Source organism: Vibrio sp. 10N.247.310.23, assembly GCF_041467155.1.
Classification (GTDB): domain Bacteria; phylum Pseudomonadota; class Gammaproteobacteria; order Enterobacterales; family Vibrionaceae; genus Vibrio; species Vibrio crassostreae_C.
Genome location: NZ_JBFSTZ010000003.1, coordinates 228,274 through 251,057, shown reverse-complemented (window position 1 = coordinate 251,057; position 22,784 = coordinate 228,274). Strand labels below are relative to the sequence as shown.

General features: G+C 44.4%; 16 protein-coding genes and 1 pseudogene. 3 read left to right on the top strand and 14 right to left on the bottom strand.

Annotated features, from left to right (window positions below):
- Positions 1–205 precede the first annotated feature (205 nt).
- Together AB6D93_RS03750 and AB6D93_RS03745 are read right to left on the bottom strand one after the other, a co-directional pair.
- Positions 206–1,888: an alkaline phosphatase family protein gene (locus AB6D93_RS03750; protein WP_102332856.1), complete on the bottom strand. Its 1,683-nt coding sequence runs from the start codon at positions 1,886–1,888 to the stop codon at positions 206–208.
- A gap of 184 nt (positions 1,889–2,072) precedes the next feature.
- Positions 2,073–2,861 (bottom strand): SUMF1/EgtB/PvdO family nonheme iron enzyme, encoded by a 789-nt coding sequence (locus AB6D93_RS03745; protein WP_017060470.1) that lies wholly within the window; start codon positions 2,859–2,861, stop codon positions 2,073–2,075.
- A 137-nt stretch (positions 2,862–2,998) separates the two neighbouring features.
- Between AB6D93_RS03745 and AB6D93_RS03740 the strand changes: the two genes are divergently transcribed.
- Together AB6D93_RS03740 and AB6D93_RS03735 are read left to right on the top strand one after the other, a co-directional pair.
- Entirely contained in the window at positions 2,999–4,330 is a 1,332-nt protein-coding gene (locus tag AB6D93_RS03740; protein WP_102332855.1) for an anaerobic sulfatase maturase, read from the top strand.
- Between the two features lie 87 nt (positions 4,331–4,417).
- Positions 4,418–5,476: a HEAT repeat domain-containing protein gene (locus AB6D93_RS03735; protein ID WP_102332854.1), complete on the top strand. Its 1,059-nt coding sequence runs from the start codon at positions 4,418–4,420 to the stop codon at positions 5,474–5,476.
- A 147-nt stretch (positions 5,477–5,623) separates the two neighbouring features.
- Here the strand turns inward: AB6D93_RS03735 and AB6D93_RS03730 are convergent.
- From AB6D93_RS03730 to AB6D93_RS03675, 12 genes and pseudogenes are all read right to left on the bottom strand, one after another.
- A pseudogene (locus AB6D93_RS03730) lies at positions 5,624–5,836 on the bottom strand (gamma-glutamyltransferase); the annotation flags it as partial.
- Positions 5,826–5,909 carry a hypothetical protein gene (locus AB6D93_RS03725; RefSeq protein ID WP_371726260.1) on the bottom strand — a complete coding sequence of 28 codons (84 nt, stop codon included), beginning with the start codon at positions 5,907–5,909 and terminating at the stop codon, positions 5,826–5,828. The pseudogene AB6D93_RS03730 and the gene AB6D93_RS03725, both read right to left, overlap by 11 nt.
- Positions 5,910–6,054: 145 nt before the next feature.
- Positions 6,055–7,134 (bottom strand): sulfate ABC transporter permease, encoded by a 1,080-nt coding sequence (locus AB6D93_RS03720; RefSeq protein WP_102332853.1) that lies wholly within the window; start codon positions 7,132–7,134, stop codon positions 6,055–6,057.
- Position 7,135: 1 nt separating this feature from the next.
- Positions 7,136–7,612: a hypothetical protein gene (locus tag AB6D93_RS03715; RefSeq protein WP_017060466.1), complete on the bottom strand. Its 477-nt coding sequence runs from the start codon at positions 7,610–7,612 to the stop codon at positions 7,136–7,138.
- A gap of 10 nt (positions 7,613–7,622) precedes the next feature.
- On the bottom strand, positions 7,623–10,826 hold the full coding sequence (locus tag AB6D93_RS03710) for a response regulator (RefSeq protein ID WP_102332852.1): 3,204 nt from the start codon (positions 10,824–10,826) through the stop codon (positions 7,623–7,625).
- 213 nt (positions 10,827–11,039) lie between these two features.
- Positions 11,040–11,414 carry a hypothetical protein gene (locus AB6D93_RS03705; RefSeq protein WP_017060464.1) on the bottom strand — a complete coding sequence of 125 codons (375 nt, stop codon included), beginning with the start codon at positions 11,412–11,414 and terminating at the stop codon, positions 11,040–11,042.
- A gap of 108 nt (positions 11,415–11,522) precedes the next feature.
- On the bottom strand, positions 11,523–13,661 hold the full coding sequence (locus AB6D93_RS03700; protein ID WP_017064681.1) for an ATP-binding cassette domain-containing protein: 2,139 nt from the start codon (positions 13,659–13,661) through the stop codon (positions 11,523–11,525).
- On the bottom strand, positions 13,658–15,244 hold the full coding sequence (locus AB6D93_RS03695; protein ID WP_102332851.1) for an ABC transporter transmembrane domain-containing protein: 1,587 nt from the start codon (positions 15,242–15,244) through the stop codon (positions 13,658–13,660). The genes AB6D93_RS03700 and AB6D93_RS03695 overlap by 4 nt, the downstream gene beginning before the upstream one ends.
- Positions 15,234–16,658, bottom strand: coding sequence for a TolC family protein (locus tag AB6D93_RS03690; protein ID WP_017064679.1), 1,425 nt, complete (start codon positions 16,656–16,658; stop codon positions 15,234–15,236). The genes AB6D93_RS03695 and AB6D93_RS03690 overlap by 11 nt, the downstream gene beginning before the upstream one ends.
- On the bottom strand, positions 16,633–18,864 hold the full coding sequence (locus AB6D93_RS03685; RefSeq protein WP_102332850.1) for a response regulator: 2,232 nt from the start codon (positions 18,862–18,864) through the stop codon (positions 16,633–16,635). Before AB6D93_RS03685 ends, AB6D93_RS03690 begins: the two co-directional genes overlap by 26 nt.
- A gap of 3 nt (positions 18,865–18,867) precedes the next feature.
- The gene (locus AB6D93_RS03680) at positions 18,868–20,217 is read right to left on the bottom strand and encodes an HlyD family type I secretion periplasmic adaptor subunit (protein ID WP_017060459.1); all 1,350 of its coding nucleotides are present in this window, start codon (positions 20,215–20,217) and stop codon (positions 18,868–18,870) included.
- A gap of 12 nt (positions 20,218–20,229) precedes the next feature.
- A complete protein-coding gene (locus AB6D93_RS03675) occupies positions 20,230–20,580 on the bottom strand; it encodes a hypothetical protein (RefSeq protein ID WP_065584860.1) in 351 nt (116 codons plus the stop codon).
- Positions 20,581–20,768: 188 nt separating this feature from the next.
- On the opposite strand from AB6D93_RS03675, the gene AB6D93_RS03670 reads away from it, so the two are divergent.
- Positions 20,769–22,784: tandem-95 repeat protein (locus AB6D93_RS03670; RefSeq protein WP_372159155.1), on the top strand; the 2,016-nt coding region annotated here is incomplete at its 3' end.

The following is a 22,784-nucleotide window of genomic DNA, read 5'->3' as shown; positions in this document are numbered from 1 at the left end:
GATTCGGCATGAAAACGGTAGTTTGTGTATGATTTTTGTTTGGCGACTAAACCATGTCACTTACTACCGTTTTTGTTTTTAGTTCCCGCTAATGCGCGATGAACCTTATTTGTTTCGACCTAGTGAGTCAGAAACAGATAAACGGCTCTTTTATTGAGTGGGTGCTGGATTCGAAATCTAGCTCACGAAACCTTAGAGATTGAGTCTACTCAGTGATCTCTTGCAGCACTTCTCCGATTGACCCGCTTGGTTGGGTGATACCCAGTTTGTTCGAAAGCGTTGGCGCAATGTCATATGGCGTCACTGCTCGCGATACCTTCTTAGCTTCAACGTCGTAGCCTGCAAAGATCACAGGCACATGAGTGTCGTATTTCCACGGAGAACCATGTGTAGAGGCAATTTGGAGGCCTTCCATGTCGTTAATGTAGCTGCGCGGTGCAAATACTACGTACACGTCGCCAGAACGAGCAGGGTGGTAGTTGTTTTTAATTAGCTGCATCACATGCGTATCCGGTACTCGGTTAGCCGCAATGTCACTACTTGATACAGCAAACGCAACACCTTTCACTTTTGCAATTTCATCCGCAATAGCTTCTTGGACCTTAGCCAGATCAAGCTTCTTCTCAGCGATCAGATCATGATTCAGATAGATGTAAGGTTGTGCGTACAAGCGAATCGCGTCTTTGGTTAAACCAAATTCATCCTTCAATCGTTTCTCAACACCACTCGAGAGTAGTGTGTCTTTATTGAAGTATTGAGCTTGATTGAAACCAAGCGCATTTGCCGCAGGTGAAGATTCAGGTACACCGTGGTCGGCAGACAGCACAATCAATGTGTTTTCTAGCCCGACTTGGTTATCCACGGTTTTGAAAAGCTTAGCGAGAGTCTTATCAAGTCGGATAAGGTTGTCTTCTGTTTCTAGGCTTTCAGGGCCGTAAAGGTGCACCACGTAGTCATTTGATGAGAAACTCACTGACAGATAATCGGTCACGTCGCCTTGGCCAAGCTTCTCTTGCATCAACAAGGTGCTAGCGAAGTTTTCCGTGATTTCGTCACCAGCAGGGCTGACGGTTAGCGTTGTGCTGTAGTACTTGTAACTTGCCGGGCCATAAGGATGAGGGAAGGTGCGTTGGAAGTCACCGAGTTTCACTTTGTGTTCGGTATCGTGTTCTTGCAACGTGTACTTATCACGCGGTAATGAGAGCTCCCATTTCTGTTTGGAATACTGAGCAGCAATCGCTTTCTCGTTCCAGCGTGATACCCAATCTGGATACTCGTCATAGTAATAGTTACTGGTGACAAACTCCGATTGTGCTTTGGAGAACCAGAAGGCTTTACCACTGTGTCCTGCCAATGAGATTGCGCCGCGGTCTTTCACTGATACACCGAATACTTTTGATTTGCCACTATTGGAAATCGTCAGTTCGTCACCAAACGTGGTGGAGAGTATTGGCTCTGGAGAGCGGCCATCGCCTTGTGCTGTCTTCTGCGTTGGGTCGATCTCTGTTGCTTTATCGACACCTGCACCAGAGGTCAGCATTTGGTAGTTACCGTCTTCTACGTTATACACCAAACGTTCTTCGCTACGGTCATACCAAACGTTACCTACCATGCCGTGTACGCTCGGTGGAGCACCTGTTGCAAGCGACACATGGCCCACGATCGTTTCCGTGTTGCCATGTTGGTAGTTTGCGTTGGTGTAGTAGGTACCATCATCCATTAAGTACCGGAAACCGCCTTCACCGAAGTTGTGCTTATATCGTTCGATTAGATCTGCGCGCAGGCCATCTACCGTGATTTGAAGGACTAGATTTGGCTTTTCCTCAGCTGAAGCTGGGAGAGCGCAGAGTAACGCGAGGGTTAGTCCTGAAAGCTTGGTGTATTGCATAGAGTTTCCTTATTCACTGTTGCCGCTGAGTTCTAATGTTTGGTCAGGTTTCCAACGTTTGGTCAGGTTTCCAACGTTTGGCCAGATTTGTAACGTGTGTGCAGTGCGAATCGTATTTTTAGTATTGTTGGTGACGATTAGTGAACCATAACCTTCGGCATCTTTAGTTAGTTCGCTTCGTTAGCTAGTTCACATCCTTAACTAAACGCAGCCCCATATCTGACATAGTGATCGATTGGCTTGCGAAGTCACGACGGTAACTTTCAGATTCATTTTCGTCATAAGCAAAGCTGCCACCGCGAACCGATTTGTGTGATAAACCGACGTCGCTGTGTTTTGCGTTGTTAGGGTTGTCTGTTGGACCGAATCGGTAGAAGGTGTCATCGAAGGCATCGATAACAAACTCGCCCACGTTTCCTGTCATGTCATATAAGCCTAGTTCATTTGGTTTCTTTAGCCCGACTGGATGTGCGCTATTTTTAGAATTTGCTGAGTACCACGCAACATCATCTAAGTTATTGGAACCACTGTAAGTATAGCCTTTACTTTTATTGCCACCTTTGGCTGCAAATTCCCATTCAGCTTCAGTAGGCAGACGGTATTCTTCACCCGTTAATTCATTCAACTGCTCAACAAAATAGTTTGCTTGCTGCCAACTAAGGTTATTGACCGGAACTTGTGGGTTTTGGAAATAACTGAGAGATGAACCCATCACCGATTCGAACAATTCTTGAGTCACCTCGAACTTCGCAATATAGAAACTATCTACAGTTACATTACGTGCAGGACGCTCTGCTTTGGTCGCTTCTGGACCGTTCGACCCCATGGTGAATGTGCCGCCTTCAACCAACACCATCTCTTGGTCAATTTGTTGGGCGATGGGGTGTGTAGGCACGCTTGCACAGCCACTCAGAAGGATAGTCATGGTGACGCTGCTAATTGTTGCTAACTGTTTGTAATTAAGAAATTTCATCACGTGCCTCAGATGTTCGAAATAGGGTCTAATTCTAACGTTTAAGGTCATTCCTATTGGTTATAAAGGGTATAACATGTCACCTGTTCGAATAGGAATTATGATGGGTCCAGAATACTAAAATAGGTAGGTAAATCATGCATATTACTCAAGGTCCACAATATAACGGTAAAGCGTCTAAGCGCTTGCATGTCATGGCTAAGCCGATTGGCGCAGCATGCAACATTGACTGTAAATATTGTTACTACCTAAGTAAGCAAGATTTGTTGGAGTACAAGAAAGGCAGTTCTCCAAGAATGGATGATGAGACGTTAGAAACCTACATCCGACAATACATCGAAGGTCAAAACACGCCAGAAATTATCTTCTCATGGCAGGGCGGTGAACCGACAATGCTAGGTTTGGCGTATTTTGAACGCGTGGTTGAGCTACAGAAAAAGTACCAACCTGAAGGTGTATTGATTTCAAACGATTTACAAACCAATGGTACCTTGCTGAATGATGATTGGGCGGAGTTTCTTGTGAAGAACAACTTCCTGATCGGTTTGAGTATTGATGGTCCCGAAATGCTGCACAATGCCTATCGTGTTAACAGAGCTGGCCGTGGCACATTCAAACAAGTGATGGCGGCTGTGGAGCTGCTGCACAAACACCAAGTGAAGTTCGCAACGCTTACCTGTGTGAATAACCTCACCAGTCAAAATGCACTTGAGGTCTATCGCTTCCTACGTGATGTTGTGAAGTCACCGCAAATGCAGTTTATTCCTATCGTTGAACAGAAAACGTTCCGAACGGTTGCACCCCAAACATCCCAAGTGAGCGAACAGCTCAAACAAGGCGACAAACGCCTGATCCCCGGCCATAAAGATTCGATCATGGAATCGTGGTGTGTGTCGGATTTGGCTTGGGGTAATTTCCTTATTTCTGTATTTGATGAGTGGGCTAAGAACGACATCGGTAAGGTGTTTGTTCAGTATTTTGAAGCGAGCGTAGAAACATGGATTGGGCGTCCGAACCCACTGTGTACCTTGAACGAGATATGCGGAAAGGGCTTAGCAATGGAGTCAAATGGCGATGTTTTCTCATGCGACCATTATGTTTACCCTGAATACAAGATTGGTAATATTCATCACGAGAAACTTGATGATTTGGCGTACAGCGCACCACAGCAAAAGTTTGGTTTTGCTAAATCCCGCACACTGACCAGTCAATGTCAGCAGTGTGATTACAAGTTCGCTTGTCATGGTGAGTGCCCTAAGAACCGCTTTATCAAAACTCGTGCAGGCGAACCGGGCTTGAACTACTTATGTGCAGGTTGGCATAAGTTCTTTTCTCATGTCGATAAGTCGATGGCGTACATCGCTCGTGCAATGGGGCACCCAGTGGCTCATGGTAAATTCAGCGACTCAGTATTGATGGCGCACCGAGCAAAACAGGCGCAACAAGCCACGTTCGAGACCAAGTTTTAACTCGTTCTTTGGATCAACAGGTCCAAGAAAAATTTAATCAGATACGAGTCTAAGGACAGGCTAAGTTCTCCAGTTTAAGGTAATACTATGATGAAGAAGAGTTTAGCGACGGCTGTTGCTTTATTGATTTCAACGTCCGCATTAATTTCAACGTCTGCGATGGCTGCGAATAGCGTACAACAAACGGTTGACGCGCCAGCACAAAATATCAATCAAGTGCTTGAAATGACGGACACTCAAACCCGCATTCAACAGTTGTCTTACATGGCACAAGATCAGAATCAATCTGTTGAAAATCGTACTGGTGCACTGCAAGAGCTTGCTTCATATCCAAGCCAAAATGCGCTGGTGGCGGTGGTAAGAGGCTTAAAAGATCAAAACCCTGAAGTTCGTGAAGCGGCGGTTATCGGTTCTGAACCTTACCAACTTGAACATCGCTGGGCGTTAGTTTCACCCTTGCTAAAAGACAGCGATACCATGGTTCGCCATACGGCAACGTCAAACCTAGTCCGTGACTTCAATGCATTGGATGACGAGCAGAAAGCACAAATTGAACCACCAGTCACAGAGCTTATTAGCTTCTTGGAAACGCAAGAATCTGAAAAGTACCAATTACTGTTTGCTGATGTGCTTCGTTGGCACAATGACTGGGATAAGGCGGAAACGGTTTATCTAGAGCTGATCAATACGCATCCAAAAGAAGCGCAAGTTTGGTTGAGCTACGCAGATAATTTTCGAGCTCAGAACAAAGATAAGCAAGCAGTCGAAGTATTAGATCGTGGTTTGGAGAGCGTGCCAAACAACGCCGCTCTGCATTATTCGAAATCGTTGACTCTGGTTCGCCTTGAAGACAAAACTGCGGCAGCCAAAGAGATTGAAGTGGCTGCGAAGCTAGCGAAAGATAACAGCTACTACTGGTACCTAAATGGGGTATTACAAGAAGAGTTGGATATCGACAAGTCGACTAAATCGTTCGAGAAAGCATATTTGATCTCTGGTTCTCCAGAGCAGCTATACGCGGTATGCGATATCTATGTGCGCTACGGAAATGAAAAGACCGATGATTGCTTAGGTGAGCTAGGTAAAGTAGCTCCTGACTATGTTATTGATCAGTTGAAAGATAAACGAGTAGCGCCAAGCTCATAATATCCTAATGAGTAATTAGCGAAGCCTATAATGAAAAGCCAGTCGACACGTTCGACTGGCTTTTTCGCATCCATGAACTGCTTAGACGAGGTTCAAGTAACTAAAGACAAAATAAGGGCAAGCCTGTTACTTGCCCATTTCGTTTTATTATTCACCCATAGAGCTTGATGCACGGCGTCTGTCGGTCGCGCCATAGATCTTGCCATCTTTGACTTCAATGGCATTCAAGCCACTGACGACTGGAATGACATGCACCGGATAACCGAGCTGCATGAACTCTGGTACTAACATTTCGGCGTAGGTTTTCTTTTCGACGAGCAAACCCGTTGGGTCATAAGGTTTGGTGCGATCAATCTTGGTCTTTGTCTTTTTGGTAAAACAGCGCAAAAGTACCGCCGCCAATCCCAGTCATATCCGGTTCAACCACCGACATTGTCATCTGCATCGCCACCATTGCATCGACTGCATTACCTCCTTGCTTGAGTACCGAATACCCAGTGCTGCTTACATATGGATTCGTTGCACTTACCATAAACTCTTCGCCAGTTTCGTCTGGCGTAATTGGAAAAGGATTTGGGTTAGAAGACGAAACTCAACATGATCGTATAAAGGACGGCATCTTTGTCATCAAAACCAGTAAGTGCATTGAAATTCTCAACAAAGGCACCGTTTGCTTTACGAGCCTCAAAATATTGCACTTCGCCATTGATGGAGACGTTAGGTAACACATCGTAATCCACACCAATTAGGTAGCTGTTTCCTGTTAGGTGTTCGTGAGAATCAAACTCTGCTCCGTAAACGACGTATGGAGTGAATAAATCTAGTCTGTAGCCCAAACTAGCGTACATCGAGGACGAGATGTCACTGATCTGTCCTTCACTTGTCAAAACAAATTGACCCAGTTCGTATTCTGCTCCTAATGACCAAAGTTGTATATGCTGGTTATCTTGCTCAGTTCTGAATGGGGTCGGTACTCCGGGAATTGTTGTGATAACAATCTGATCGAAATTTGAATCTAGGAAAGATAAATTCCAACGGTAGCTATCACCGCTTAGCTGCAGATTTGCGCCGAGCATGCGATTGGTTTCAAATTCCAGTTTTGTAGTCGAGTTGAAATCTACGTCATTTTTATCTTTTATGCCGATAAACGGAGTAAGTAAAAGAGTAGCTTCGTCACTGACATCGTGAGTCCAGCTCACTTTTATGCCATTGAAAGCTGTGATTCCGAGAACGCTGTTATACACCTCTGTAGGTGGCCTCGCGGTCATATAGGCTTGGCCTACATAGTAGTACTCAGAGGCAAGGAACAGTGGCAGTCGTAATCGACCAATGCTGACATCAAAGTCATTAAATTCATAACCTAAGTAAGCCCACTCTAGCTGCGGCTCACTCCAATCATATTGGGGTGGCTTGACAACTTGCACGGAAGCTTTGAATGAGTTGTAGAAGTAATCGAGTTGAACACCAAATGTGGTATCACAGTCGTAACAGCTCTCATCAGTAAAACCGCGGTTGATGATTAATGGATTATCGTTATCCGATGTTGCCCAAGACGTTGAGCCAAAGCCACTCAAGGATAAATTATCGGTAAGTTCGATATTCGCAAAAGCCGGAGAGGCCATTGAGGCACATAACACTGACGTAATTATTCTTTTCATATTATTTCTCCGAACTTATAACGTAGAGAACGTTGGCATTTTGAGGAACCGAAGAGAGTGGGGAGTAACCAATACGGTTTGGTTTGTCATCAAGCCAGTCGACTAAGCTGTCGGTTGACGCCGTTTTGATTTCTCTTGGATAACGCGCTTTTCCTGAAAAAGATAAACCAGCCCAGTGTGCATTCATTTGAGCGGCATTTTTTCCAAGCAAAAGCTGATAAAAGTCCTCTCTTTCGGCACTGTTCTCAGGCCAATCAGACAGTTCAACACGTTTGCCATTGAGGTGCTTAGTTTTCCCTCTATAGAGCTTTCGCGCTTTGTTTATTGATATCTCTTCAAATCCGGAGTCTAAAGAAAATATGGCATAATCTTCAGCGGCGTGAGCAGGGCTTAGAAAAAGCAAGCTTCCTAATAGCCCTACCGCGACTGGCAACATGACTCTGCGGGGAAGTGTTTTTATTGTTCTAATCCAATCCATGAGGTATCTCCTAACAAGTCGCACTTTCTATTTGATGGAATAGCTTTTCTTTTCTTACGGGCTTCGCTACGTATCCATCCATTCCGGAATCAAAGCACTTTTGAATATCATCATCGATAACACTAGCGGTTAACGCGATAATAGGAGTTTTGCTTAAGCCTTGGTTTTTCTCGTGTTCTCGAATCTCCTTAGTTGCCGTGAAACCGTCCATAACAGGCATCATGCAATCCATCAAAATAATGTCGAAGCTACTGTCGTTCTGGTACATATCAACGGCAATTTGTCCGTTGTCTGCAATTTCAAAGGCATATCCGGCCTTCTTCAGCATGATAGAAGCTACTTTTTGATTGACGCGGTTGTCTTCGACTAGCAATATTCTCTCTGATTTGCTCGGAATTGCGTTTTGTTCCGCTTCTTCAGGCAAAGTACGTTTGGTCGCAGCCCCGTTGATAATTGGAGTGACAGTTGCAGGTTGTTTCTTAGGTTGAGCTTTATAGGAAGCTGGTAGTGGCATAGCTTCTACCGCGGTGAGTACTTTCTCTTTAAGCATTTCGAACTTGAATGGTTTTGGTGCATAGTCATCCATACCAACGTCGAAACACCTCTGAATATCGTCATCGATGACACTGGCGGTCAATGCAATGATAGGGATGCGTCGCGTCGCTTCTGTTTCTTTTTCAATTCTTCGGATGTTGCTTGTTGCATCAAAGCCATCCATAACCGGCATCATGCAGTCCATGAGTATCACCGCGTAATGAGGATTAGCGGTGAACATGTCCACAGCTTCTTGACCATTATTAGCGAACTCGAATTCAAAACCACTTTTACCGACATGAAGACCAGCAATTTTTTGGTTGATCTTGTTGTCTTCAACGATGAGGATTTTGTGTTGGATCTCGACTGATGTCTGGCTTGCTTCTGATAGTTCCGCCAAACCTCGAGTATCACAAAGCTCAATAGCTTTAATTAAACGCAAGCCGAGTAGGGGCTGTGCGACTTGTGCAGTAACGCTGTCACCAAGATCCGCTGGCTCACTTAAGAAGGAACGTATCAAACAGATAGTGATGCCGTTTTGGTGCAGCTTTTCTAAGTTATCTGCGTGGGTATTAGCTAGGAATGCGTCATCTTCGGCGAAAACAACAGTAATAGGTTTAGTGTGTTTTTGAGTGGAGAGCTGCTCTGTAATTGCCGTTATATCATTCGTTTTATCGGTAACCTTCAAACCATAAAGGTTAAGGTCGGACTCTATTCGCTCGGAGAGCATGTTTTCGTTACCCAGCACATAAATATCAGCCGTTGCTGTACTTGGTTTTGGCAGTATCAAGTCAACAGGCAATACCAAGTCGAAGTAGAAACAGCTTCCTTCACCTTTGACGGAGTCGAGTTGAATTTGACCACCCATCAGCTCTACCAACTGTGTACTGATGGCTAGACCAAGACCAGTACCACCAAATTGACGTGTGGTTGAATCGTCTTCTTGAGCGAACGGTTCAAATATCTGTTTTTGTTGCAGTGAATCGATACCAATACCCGTATCTCGTACAGCAAATCGAATGGTGGCATTGTTATCTGCTTTGTTGAGCGTTTGAATTGATAATGTGACGCCACCTTCAGCCGTAAACTTCACAGCATTCGACATAAAGTTCATCAAGATCTGTCTTAAACGGTGATCGTCTATCATCACGCGTGCTGGTGTATCTGGGCTGATATCAACGTTAATCGATATTCTTTGTTCTTTCGCTTTTGGTGCCACAATAGAGGCGATGTCGTATATCGACTCTCTAATCGATGCAGAATGCGGGCTGATTAATAGCATGCCAGACTCAATTTTAGAGAAGTCTAAGATATCGTTGATTAAGCTAAGGAGCAGTTGGGATGAAGTTTCGATCGTATCAACATAGTCACGTTGTGTCGGTGTAAGCGGCGTATCTGCGAGGATTTCCGAAATACCAATAACACCATTGAGCGGGGTGCGAATTTCATGAGACATGTTGGCCAAGAAGCTACTTTTTGCTTTGCTGGCTTGTATTGCGTGGTCTTTCGCGTGTTCGGCATCCTCTTTGGCTCTCTCTGCGTCTTCTTTTGCTACCGTCAATCTCTCTTTCGCGAGCTCTCGTTCGATGGTCAATCGTTCAACTTGCTGAGCAAACAGACTGAGTTCATCTTTACCTTGGATTAATTTATCTAAAGAAGGGCGCGTGTCATCATTTTCGCTTTTTAAGAAAGCTAACACCAAATTAAGGTTGTTAGTGACTTGTCTCGCCAAGCTAAGAGTTAAACCCATAACAATCGCTGCCAGCAAAGCGACGATTGAAATAAACAGGGTTCGTTGTATTTGCGCGTCATAGATGGCTTGCTCAACTTCTTGTTGAAACTCTTGCTTGATTACGCCGCCAAGGCTTTGTAATAAGTTGAGCCGTGCGCTCATCGCTTCTAAGCCGACAGACACTTCTTGTGGCGTCAGTTGGCTGATTGTATTTAGGTCGAGTAGCGCGCTTCTTATCTCTTGGCTTTGAGCAAACACATCATTTCGAAACACTTCAACCATCAAAGAAACTTGATGTTCGTTGGCGTTCAATGAAACAAAGCGCTCTAAGAACAATTGCTGTCTTTCACTCAAGGTTTTGATCTGTTCGGCGAGTTCTGGGTCGTACTCTTGGCTGATTTGGAAGATCTCAATCAGTGAACTACCAAGCTTGAACTCTTCGTTCGACCAAAACATCAACCACTCAAGTTGTTGAAGGGCAGTGAGGTGCTGTTGAATTTCACGTTTAGTGTTTTCAAAAGGGACTTTCTCTACTTCAAGTAACAGTTGCTTGTATAAATCGCTCTGCCATTCGAGGGCATCCAATTTATCGTAAGTGTCAGTCACTTGCATCGTCGATAAGGTCGCTTCGCTGAAATCGGCAACAAGTTGATTCATTTCATCAGATGCGTCTAAAAAAATGATGGGAGACAGGTTTTTAAGTTCTGCCTTTACTTGGTTGCTTTGAGTAGCAAACTCTTCAGGGCTAGAGGTTAAGGTACTTCTATACAAAATAGAAATATCTTGAAGATAGACAGATAAGTGATTTGTTCGTTCAAAATCGGTTAACTGAGTCGTTAATATATAAGCCTGTCTACCTGCTAGGAAGAGTAATAATGAAATGGGAAGTAGAACTAAGCCAAAGAGTTTATGTTTGACTGAAAGGTTATTCCAAACCGTAATCGCCATATAAGGATCCATCCAACTGTCGTTATATAAAAACAGTAGAATAAAAATGCCGATATGGAAACTTTGAAACGGTAAATTTTACGTAAGTGTGGGAGAGGTATAAGTTCTTGTGATTCCAGAGCTTATTTTGAAATGCGTTCTTTTATTAGTAATTTATAGCGTTTGGCAGTTTGTTTAATTTTATGCTTATTGATGAATCACTTAAAAAGCTTACTAATGAGGACGATTGTTATCGAGGCTTAATTCGAAAAGAAGTTGCTCTAATACGGTTTTTGCAGAGGGTTCTAATGTCCAAATACCGAGCATTCTGTTAAGTGCGGCGCGATACACTCTGTTTTTTAGTAGGAAGGCGAGTGTGCTCGTATCATTGCTGAATACGTGCATTTGTACGATGGTGAGCTCTGCTTTGTTCTCAATGTCTATTTTCTGAAGATTGAAAGCGGGTAGGAAGGCAGACTCATACCAAACCTCAACGATCTCTCGAAGCTCCATCTCTTCTTCAGGTACATCGCACTCCTGAAGTTGGTGGTTTTCAGGAATTGCGGATAAGTAAGCTACATCAAGCTTGTCTGCAACGAATGTGTACATATTCTTCCTTGTTACCTGTGGTATTGGGGCGAATCATCCCTCTCGCTTATGAATTTGTCAATTATATCCATTTCCCTAAATAGCGAATTGTGATTAAGCGTTGAGGTTTTAGCTTAAGCTGTTTAAGTATTTGTCTGTTAAGCCAAAATATTTCAAATTTCCATCCGGCTCTAACACTAAACTCATGTTTGATGTTGCGATCAAACCTGGGTCGTTAGTAGAAAAAATCACGGTCTTATTCAACAATTTATCGGAGAACAGGCGATTAAAGTATTGAGCGTTTTCTTGCTCTGCACCGTTGAACGGTTCATCAATGATAATCAGAGATTGCTCACAGTTACCTAGGCCAAGTGCCAGACGCAGTTTTTGTTGAATTCCATTCGGAAGACTTTTGCATTTATCCACGCTTAACTGAGTAGCCAAGCCTTCCGGAAGCCATTCATCTAATTCGAAGAAGCTGATCATCTCTTGCATCTTGTCTGTTGGAATCAGTCCGTTGTGTAAAATGAAGTTGGTCTCAAGTGAGCCTTCAAAAATATGCAAATTGAAAGGGATGTAGTTAATCGACGTGCGATAACGGTAGCTATTGAACTGTTTAATGTTGTAACCATCGACAGATACAGCGCCTTGATAGCGGTCTTCTAGCCCAGCAATGATTGAAATTAAGGTGGTTTTACCGCAGCCCGTAGGGCCACAAATGACCACTTTGGCACTGGGTGGGATTTTGAACCCCAAGTTAGTTAAACCCGTTGCGGCTCCTGCATATCGGTGACTGACTCCGCTGCCCACAATGCTTCCTTGGAACAGGCGAATAGGTGGGCTTTTTTCTAAGGTCAATTTGTCGTCATTCATCGACATCAGGTTGTTTATCTGTGCTGATGAAGCCTTGATCGATTGGAACTTGGAAATTGAGTTATAGATACCCATGATTGGGCCTAACGCTTTCCAAACCAAAATAACGGTTGCGAGCATGGCACCCGCATCAGAAGTACCTTCCATCACGCCGATTACCGCGGTCACGATACTTGCTGTGCCAATCACTTGGATCAAACTACCGCCAGCGGCCTGAATCTTACTGTTAGTCACGGCAACGTTCTCTGCATCGCTGGTGCTTTGCATATGCGATGCACTGAATCGAGATTGAACGACACGAAGTAAAGGCAGGCCTTGGATTGTTTTGATACCACGAAGGATTTCGTTCCATTGATACGAGACCATCGCATTGGCGCGCGAACTTTTGGATGTGGCTTGCGAGTAGATATAGCGAGAGTAAATACAGAACACTAACATCAGGATTAAACCACCCATCACCACTAATGCCGCTGTACCAGACATCAGAGCAATGGCGATGATAAATACGATCACAAACGGCATATCAAAATAGCTGAGCGTCGATTCGGCAGTCACCAAGCGTCGGAAGGTATCGATATCTTTCAAACGTGCTAGCTGAGAAGAGACCCCAGCAGTAGATGTCATCGCATAGGGTAGCCAAAGCAACTTAGATATAACGGCTTGCGAGATGTGCACGGCGAGGTCTTTACCGGAAGTGGCAATGATGTTGACCCGCATTTTCTTAAAGAAGTATTCAGAGAAGCCGACAATAATGGCGAATAAGGTTAGCCAATAGAGTGTGGCTTCGGAGCTCGAAGTCAGTGCGAAGTTATATACACTCATAATAAAGAATGGCTGCAATGCACCGAGAATACTGATGACGAAGCTGAGAATGATCAGGCTTTTAAGTTCATTGTTATAACGATAGAAAGCGTATTTAATCCAATTGCTTCTGTCTTGCGATTCTGGAGGTGGCTCGCGGAACAGACGAGAATATTCGCTAATCGCAATCAGCAAACAGGGCTTTTTGCACATTGGGTATTCAATGGTGTTGTTGTTCGTGTAATCAAACAGCAGCAACTTTCCATCTTTGGTGCCTAAGAAAATCGCACTTAGATTCTCTATTTCAATAAAGCATGGCTGAGGGTGTTTATCTATATTCTCGAGTGTCTTTAATTTGGTCACATCACAGCGATACCCAAGACGCTCTATGGTTGCTGTAAAGCTGTCGCTGTCTTTGTGTTTCGGAATAAAAGCATCGCTGAGTATCGCGGGTGTGCCTTCCCATTCGAGTGCTATCAAGGTGTAGGCCAAACCGCGGATAAGTGGCGATTGACTGTAACGTTCGTCGTATCCGCTGGATTCAAAATCCAAGACACGTTGCGGTACATTATTGAAGTCGACTAAGATACTCATTGGTCACCTCCGGTAAGTTTTACGCGTTTGAGGCGATGGTTAAGCTTGTCCATTTTATTACTGGCGATGATCAAGATTTTGTCGTTGGCTCGATAAGCCGTACTGGTGAGAACCATTCGTGCAAATTCCTCATCAAACACACAGTCGATGTCATCAAATATCAATACGCGCTTACTGGCGAGCAGGGCGCGAACTAATAATAGGGCGTAGCCAACTTGGCGTGAGAATGGGTTACGCATATGGCCTTTGAGTTCTGTATAAAAACCGGCAGGAAGCCCATCAATTTGGGCTTTGATGTTCATGGTTTCACACAGTGCAAACGCCGTGTTATTCAAGCTTGGGCGGAAACAGGTGAGGTTATCGATAATCGTCCCTTCTACGAACGAACTGGTCTTATCAACCATCAGAACACTGTTACGCCAAACGTTGTAATTGACGTCATCCAAAGGCGTGTCGTTAATCATGATATCTAGTTTGCTATCACTGTTCTGACGCGTAATACAGTTAGCGAGGTGGGTCTTACCTGAACCACTTTTCCCTGTCAGCAAATAGGCTTGTCCGAGTTCGAACTCGATACGCTGCTTTTCAGAATACTTAACCGAGATACGTTCTACTTCTGTTGTTTCATGTTGGTGTTTAACAGAGGCGGCCAATTCAAGGAGGTCAACGATACGCTGAATATGGAGTTTGTTTAACTCCCAACGGCTCGCGGTGCGCATCACTTGTTGGTAAGGCGCAAAATAACGGTTGGTTAGCATGATGATCGCGGCCATGATGCCTTGGCTAGATTCCATATTGATAACGGCCGTTGCCAGTACCACAACAACGCAAGCAATGGATAGCTGTTGGATGAGCGCCAAAATCAAGCCAAAGTTCGACTCGATTTGCTCATATTTGATGTTCTCAACTTCGCGCTCTTCGACCATTTGTGTCATCAGGCTTTCAACGCGGTATTCCATATTTCGAGCTTTGATATCAAGCGGGCTAGAGATGATCTCAATGATTTTGGAGGTAGTTAACCCTTCGATGTCTGACTTATTCTGCAAACTACCAATCTTTTGTTTGGAAAGGCTCCACGCAAAAATAGCCAAGATGACAGAGGCAATCAGAAGGATAATGCCAGCCCATATGTTGATGAGTCCTATGATGAGGATAGTGATCACGCTGACGGCAAGGTTGATAAGCGCTCGAACCGATTCGCCACCAAAGAAGGTTTTCAATTCAGGAATGGTTGAGATTCGTTCTAGGTATTCGCCTGGCTCCAAACGTCGGAACTTAGAGATTTCCGCCAAACAGATGGATTGAAATACCTTATTGGTTAAGTTGGTCTCAAACTGCCTCATGATGACAGAGGAAATCTTCTCTTCCTGATTTTTTAAGTGATAGTCGAGGAAGATAGAAATCAAGATAATCGCGAACAATAAGAACAGAGTATCTTGTGCTTGGTTGGGTAACACTCGGTCAAAAATGATCAGAATGGAGAAGGGCAGTACCAAACCAAACAGGGTCGATATTATCGTTGAGAAAGTCAGATAACACTTATCTGCCATGTTGATCTTTTGCGAAAACTGCTCAGTTTGCATTGCGACCTCCTTTCCTCAACGACTCCGTTGAGAGAAGATGTTTAGGCACCAAATCTTGATTGTCTCGTCCCTCAATATCGCTCATTAATTGCATCACGCTTTCGATAGATTGAATTGAGAGTATTCCCTTAATTTGCTCAAGCTTGATGGTCTCGATGATGTAGTCGTATCGTGCGCTTTCGTAGTCTCTTAAGGCGCTGAATAGTTTACTTTCTGCCGCCAGCAAGTCGGTGATAGTACGCGTGCCCAATTGGTAGGCTCTTTGGATCCCTTTATAAGACGCGTAGTTGGCGCGAATGATGTTTTCGTAACTGCTTATAGACTGCGAGAAATCGTTAATGTTGAGCACGGAGGTATTCACACTGTTACGTGTGGTGTAAAGCGAATCTTGGTAAAGCAGCTCAGTACGTTCGATGGCCGTCGATGATTTTTGATAGCCGTAGTAATCAGAGCCACCAGACAAGATAGGAACTGCTAGGTTTAACCCAACACTGGTTGAGTTACTTTCGCCTGTCGCTGTAATGTCGGTTTTGTCGAAGTTATTGGCGTCATCGTGTCGATAGCTGGCTGAAAGCGATACGGTCGGTAAGAAGTTCGAACCGCTCTCTTTTAAGCTTCTGCGGCTTCTCTCGACGTTTTTCTTAGCCACTAACAAGTCGTTGTTGAGCTTTAACGCTTGATCCATGATTGATCGTTGTTCGGTTTCGTTTATCTCTTTTAAAGGCACACTTTCGTAGATATCTTGAGACGGAGTGATAGGGTATTGAATCTGAATCGATAGCCCGTTGAGAATGACGCGACGGTCTTTCTGCAAGGTTCTCAATCGATTCGACACACCTTCTTTCTGAGCAATCACTTCGTAAAGCTCACTGGCGGCTGTATTGCCGAGTTCCACATTGCGTCGCATTTGATGTTCACGCGTCTCAGACGACTTAAGCTCTACCTTGGTCGCTTTAATTTGTGCGTTGTTTTTCAAATACTCAAAGTATTGAGAGCCGATTTCTGAAATAGTGCTTTGGATTTTGTTCTCGTGTTTAATCTCTTCAATGTTGAAGTCGAGCTTTGCCGTCCCATATTTGAAAATATCGCCCAGATTGAAGATCGATTGAGAAAGGGAAAGGCTGTAGCTGTTCGAGTTATAGCTTGAAGTTTCATCAGGCACACTTGATAGCAAGGTTTCATTTTCATTCCATGTGGTATCGGCAGCACCATTGAGGGAAGGAAGAAATTTTGAGCGGCTGATACCAATGTTGTACTCGTTCTCTTCGACCCCTTTATCACTCGCCCGAAGAGAAAGGCTGTTCTGCAGACCGAGTTCTACCGCCTCAAGCAGGGTAGTCGCCGATGCTGAAGGTGTCGTGCTTAATGTAAGCGCAGCTATGATGCTGCTAGTTAAGTTTTTGTACCGCCACATACTTGTTGATCACCTTGATGATTTGGTCGCTTTTATAAGGTTTGCTGATTACGTAATCCATTCCGGCCTCAATACAAGCCTGGTGTTCGTTACTGCTGGTCAATGCGGTTGCACCTATGATGGTACAAGGGTTTTTCTCGTTTTCTTGTTCGAATTGGCGAATGCGTTTTGTGGCTTCGATGCCACCCATACCCGGCATGATGCAATCCATGAAGATGATGTCAGAACGCTTGTTCATAAAGTGCTTCACGGCATCGGCGCCATCGCCAACCATGTCTGGTTCATATTCTTGTTTGGTCAAGATTCGTTTCAGTAAAATTTGTTGAACTCGGTCATCCTCTACGATAAGGAATGAGCTGTTTTCCATCTGTTCTTCCGATGCTTCCGCTTCCATAATGGTGAGTAGGTTTGGAATGAACTCGTAAGGGATAGCAGGAGCGTTGATGATTTTGTCGACGAAGCTATGACACTCTTGTGCTTGCTGAGTGTTGGTCACTGACAACAGTAACTTGGTATTTGGGTGGTTCTTAAGCTGAGATTTCACCGTCTTGCTCAACGACGGCAGCTTGTTGGGTTCAAAGGTATCGGTGAGCATAATCGCATCGTAATCACCGAACGTTTTCGCCGCTGAGAAAAGCTCATTTGCAGTGCGAATCTCGGTGATATCAAGCCCCAAGTTACTGAGCATTTTCTTCATCACATCGATGCGAACTTGAGTATTAGCACACAAGAGTAAACGCTTGCCATCAAAGCGAGTTTTCTCTGTGTGGAAGTTCTTAGCCTTAAGATCAAGCTCGATCTGAAAACGTTCCTGAGCCCCTGACTGGAACCAGTGGCTCTCGTAATATCCGTAATCCTTCAGAACGCTTTTCGCTAAGTCATCTGTGCTGGCTGTATGGTCTTTGTGTGCGCTCCAATGGAGTTTGTTGAGCTTGGCAACAGAAACATCCAGTGTTGATAAGAAGTTGAGGTTGATGGTGACACGGGTATTTTCCATGTCTGAAGCCGCACCCGATTCAATCGTTACAAACAGTTTCTTATTTGATTTGAGTTGAATGGCATTGGAAAGCTGCAGGAACAATATCCAGAACAAGCTGGTGGATTGACCTTCTACACGATTGGGTAAGTTGTCAGAGATAAAACAGTCAAGTTGGCTTTCATTACGTTGTACTTTGGCACTGATATGAATCATTAATTCAGATAACACACTCAGTAAAGAGAACTCTTTCGACTTGCTTTCCGTACCCTGTGATATCAAGCGATTATAGTTTTCTGCTAACTCAGATAGTGTGCTACACGCAGAGGTAATATCGTTCGCCATCAACACGCCGTTTTCATCGGTTTCTTGAACCAGATATTGGACGCCACCGTTGATGGTGTTTGTAATTCCGCGAATCTCATAACCGATCAGCGCATACAACTGTTTGTAGAGATCGTTATTGCGCTTTTGGTCTTCTAATTTACTGAAAATAAGTTTGAGATGAGAGTAAATCTGACGCTGCTTGGGGTTGATGCTAACTTCATTAAGAAGCTCTTCAAGACGTTGTAAATCTAGCTGCTTCAGCTCTTGATACAGGGCATCGAATTCATAGTCGATTTCGCGTTCGTTAGAACTGGATTTCTTTAGCTTCAACATAGCAACTGAGTTGGATAGAATCGTAATCACAGCCAATATCACGACCACCATAAACAACCAGATAAAGAACTCGTTTTTTTCTGACATTAAGTCATTTGCATGGTTGTTAAACATGGTGCGATAGTTGTCGTCCATCTGCAGATAGTTATTGGTCAATGAAAGGTACAAGCCTAATACGTCGTTACGTGTTTTTGCGCTATCGGAGAAACGATTAATCGCCAATTCCAGTTGTGTGTATTCAGTTGCCCCAACCAAGCTGAACTCGGTTTTGTTCAACGAGGCTAAAGAGCGAAATTCATCAATTTCAAGCTTCAAGTTAACCAGGTTGAATTCGTTAGTGCCGCAAGTGTTGGTACTTAAACACTGTTGCAGAGTTTGAATATCTTGTTCTATGGTCTGATTAAGCTTCTGGGCTTGTATGAGCAGTGGGGCGCTTTGCACTTGTGCGACTGAATCTATTTTTGACCAAGAAAAGTATAAATAGAAAGCGAGCGCAGCCAATACCACGCTAAATAGTATGCTTAGACGTAGGGCGGGTATGGAAATATTGTACGAAGGTTTACCGCTCATTGATTATCTCTCATCGAAAGCATCCTCGATGGCTGACATCACCGGTTTCGCAGCGTATTCGATCACGCGACGCGAGCCTGTTTTCACATCAGCGGTAAACTCCATGTAAGGTGATAACTTGTATTGAGTGCCTCCTCGTTCAAGAAAGTTTCGGTCAATTTCAATCTCAGCTAAATAGAATTCAGCGTCTTCTTCTTCGTATGATGAACGGCTGATTGAGGCGATGGTTCCCTCAACAAACCCGTATTTTGCAAAGTTATAGGTATCCATTTTTACTTTCACTGCCTGACCAATTTCGACAAATCCCATGTCTTTACGTGGGATCTTCGCTTCACCGTGTAACGAATTATTTATTGGGGCAATATCGGCGATACTTTCTCCTGGCGGAATCACAGCAGAACGGAAATTGAAGTGAAGTTTATCGACCACACCATCGACTGGCGAGTAGACGACTAGGCGATCAACCTTGTCGGAATGCTGCGGTTGTAAGATTCGCTTTAGCTTGAGGTCTTTGTTCGCTTGAATGATTTGTGCTTGGTACTCAGAGTTTCGATTCTCAACCAAGTCACGGTGTTGCTTTTCCAGTTTGTCGAGTTGGAAACGCTCATTCATCACAGATTCGTCAAGGTTCTCAATCTCACGCACCATATTCGACTCTTGTACTTTCATGTTAAGAACGTCGACATAAGACGCCATCTCTTCTTTATAGAGGGTGTTTTTGATGTTGAGCTGCTTACGTATCAGAGAGAGTTGATTCTCTGAACTTTTGCGACGCTTTAACATTGAACTGATCAACGAGTTCTTGTGCTTAATATCGTGTGTAATGAGTTCTTCATTTGAACGGTTTTTAGAGAATTCTTGTCTCCAGGTATTCATGTTGACCTGAACTTGCTCAGGGTATTTCTCAATGAAAGCGTCGAAGTTAGGCTCTATCATGTCGCGTAAGCTTTCATAACGAATCTTATCGAGCTCTATCTGAATAATTTCAGTATTGACGGTATCAAGTTGAGTGTTACGGTCAAGTGAGCGTATTCGAGCGATAGGTTGGCCCTCATAAACGACTTCCCCTTTTCTGACTAACAATTCTTCTAATATCCCGCCTTCTAAATGTTGAACTTTCTCAACATCCGATTCCAATAGCAGTTCTCCACGTACAGAAACAACAATATCGATACGTGCTTGTGACGCCACCGCAATAGCGACCAAAGCGAGCAAGAATATAATGAGCAACGTTTTGTGAACGCTGGTCATGGCACTAGCAAGCACAATAGTGTCATCAGCTGTGACCTTAGAAGCCTCGTTATTGGAAACGAGTGCTTTTCGGAGGTGATGTTCTATTTGGTTATTGCTCATGACTGACCTCGGTTACTTGCCATCTATTACTTCCTTAATATCCAACAAGTGGTTGATTTGTCGATTGACGTTGTGCAATTCAGTTTTTACATCCTCTATTAGATCTTCCGGCGCAGGAAACTCGTGTCTACTCAAGTGTTCCAATTTGGCCATTTTTGGCGGAAGGTCTTGGTCGCAAAGCAACGTTAAGATGGTCTTCAATCGTTTTGAGTAACTGTTGAGTTCATCAAAACGATTACCTTTATGAAGCGCTTCTATATTTAGGGCTGCGTCAGAAAAGTCATTGTAAAAGTCGCCTAATAGCAATTGCAGCCCTTTGTGGTTGTTGTCGACCGAGCGCAACAAATTCGTCATGTCTATCATCGCTCCACTCCCTTAATTGCTTTAATCACAATAACTAAGGATCTTTAAAGGCAGTTTTCAAATTTTTTTTGATTCTTTCTCTTTAAAAAGAAATTATGAAAAATGTTGTATAAAAACTTGGTTTTTCAAAATGGTGTCCTTTAATGCCTCTAAATACGATCAGTTAGCTAGTAGCAACGGAGGCTGTAATGGCAGGCGAAAATAACCAAAACAACCAAAATGAAGATCTCAATGACGCGGTAGAACAAACGGACACGAACGACGCGGGTACGCCCTCCCAACAGCAGAATCAACAAAATCAACAAAATACGATTGCGTCGACAATAGCGACGGGTGCTGAAAACACGGATGCGGCCGACGAGGTTAATCAGGCTTTAGAAGACAATCCGAGTGGCGCAGGTAATGCTGAAGATGCGTCGGCTTCTGGTGCGGCTGTTCAAGAAGAGACGCCAGAAAGCGATGGAGATTCTGATGCAGCTCAATCCAATGTAGTCGGTGGTGCGGCTTCGGAAGCTGGCTCGGACAATGCTGCTGGCAGTGGTGGCGGAGCAGGTGCTGGCGCTCAAGCAGTAGGTGGCGATAACGCAGAGTCTGCGACAGGTGGAGCAGATGCTGAAGGTAATGAAGAACAAGGCCAAGCTGCGCGTACTTCAGCAGCGCCGAGTGCGACATCTTCAGAGTCGGGTGACCAACAAGTTGGTGATGAGCTAGATTCACAAACAGTAGAAGAGACGTTTGCAGTTGATGTTCAAGCTTCTGACGAAGAGACCATTAGCGAAGTAGAGGATGACTTTGATTCTGAAACGGTAAGCGAAACGTTTAAAATCAAAGTGGAAAGTGAAAATGATGCGCCAGAAGCTGAACAAGATCTGGCTTACATCATGGATGAAGATGGCTCCATAACATTCACTCAAGAACAATTACTCGAATACGCAAGTGATGTAGATGGGGACGAGCTTGTTGCTTCTAACGTTCAAGTTGGTGATGATGCAACAGTTCAAGACAATGGTGATGGTACTTTCACCGTTGTTCCTTCAGCTGATTTTAATGGTGAACTTGACCTTACTTTCGACATCAGTGACGGCCAAGAAACGATTAGCAGCGCAATTGATTTAACGGTACGCCCGATTAATGACGCGCCTGTTCCTGAAGATAAAACGTTTGAAATCGAGGAAGACGGAACTCTTGTATTCACCGACGCTGACCTCCTTTCTGGTGCGACAGACATTGAAGGTGACAACCTAACGGTTGAAGGTGTGACCTACGATGGTGGCGACGGTATCTTGACCGACAACGGCAACGGGACTTACACCTTTGCGCCGAATGAAAACTTCAATGGCGACGTAAACTTCGGTTTTGATGTGTCTGACGGCACCGATACGGTGTCAGCAAACATCGATGTGAGTGTAACTGCCGTTGATGATGCACCTGTGTCAGGCGATTTAGCGTACTCAATCGATGAAGACGGTTCGATTCGTCTAAGCCAAGAGCAGCTGCTTTCTCAAGCCTCTGACGTGGAAGGCGATGACCTGACTGCTAGCGGCCTAACGGTTGGCGGTGATGCAACCGTTACTCAAAACGATGATGGCAGTTTCACGATTACGCCAGATGAGAACTTCAATGGTGACATCGATATCAGTTTCGATATCTCAGATGGCACCAATACGGTTCAAGCATCAGCTGACCTAACGGTTAACCCAGTTAACGACCTGCCAGTCCCTCAAGATCAACAGTTCAGCGTTGAAGAAGATGGCACGCTCATCTTCACCGATGCAGACCTGTTAACAGGTGCTACAGACATCGAAGGTGACAACCTTACAGTTGAAGGTGTGACCTACGATGGTGGCGACGGTATTCTTACTGATAACGGTAATGGTACGTACACCTTTGCTCCGAATGAGAACTTCAATGGCGACGTAAACTTCGGTTTTGATGTGTCTGACGGTACCGATACGGTGTCAGCAAACATCGACGTAAGCGTAACTGCCGTAGATGATGCGCCTGTGTCAGGCGATTTAGCGTACTCAATCGACGAAGACGGTTCGATTCGTCTAAGCCAAGAGCAGCTTCTATCGCAAGCTTCTGACGTAGAAGGCGATGACCTAACAGCTAGCAGCCTAACGGTTGACGGTGATGCAACAGTCGTTGCTAATGATGACGGCAGCTTCACCATCACGCCAGATGAGAACTTCAATGGTGACATC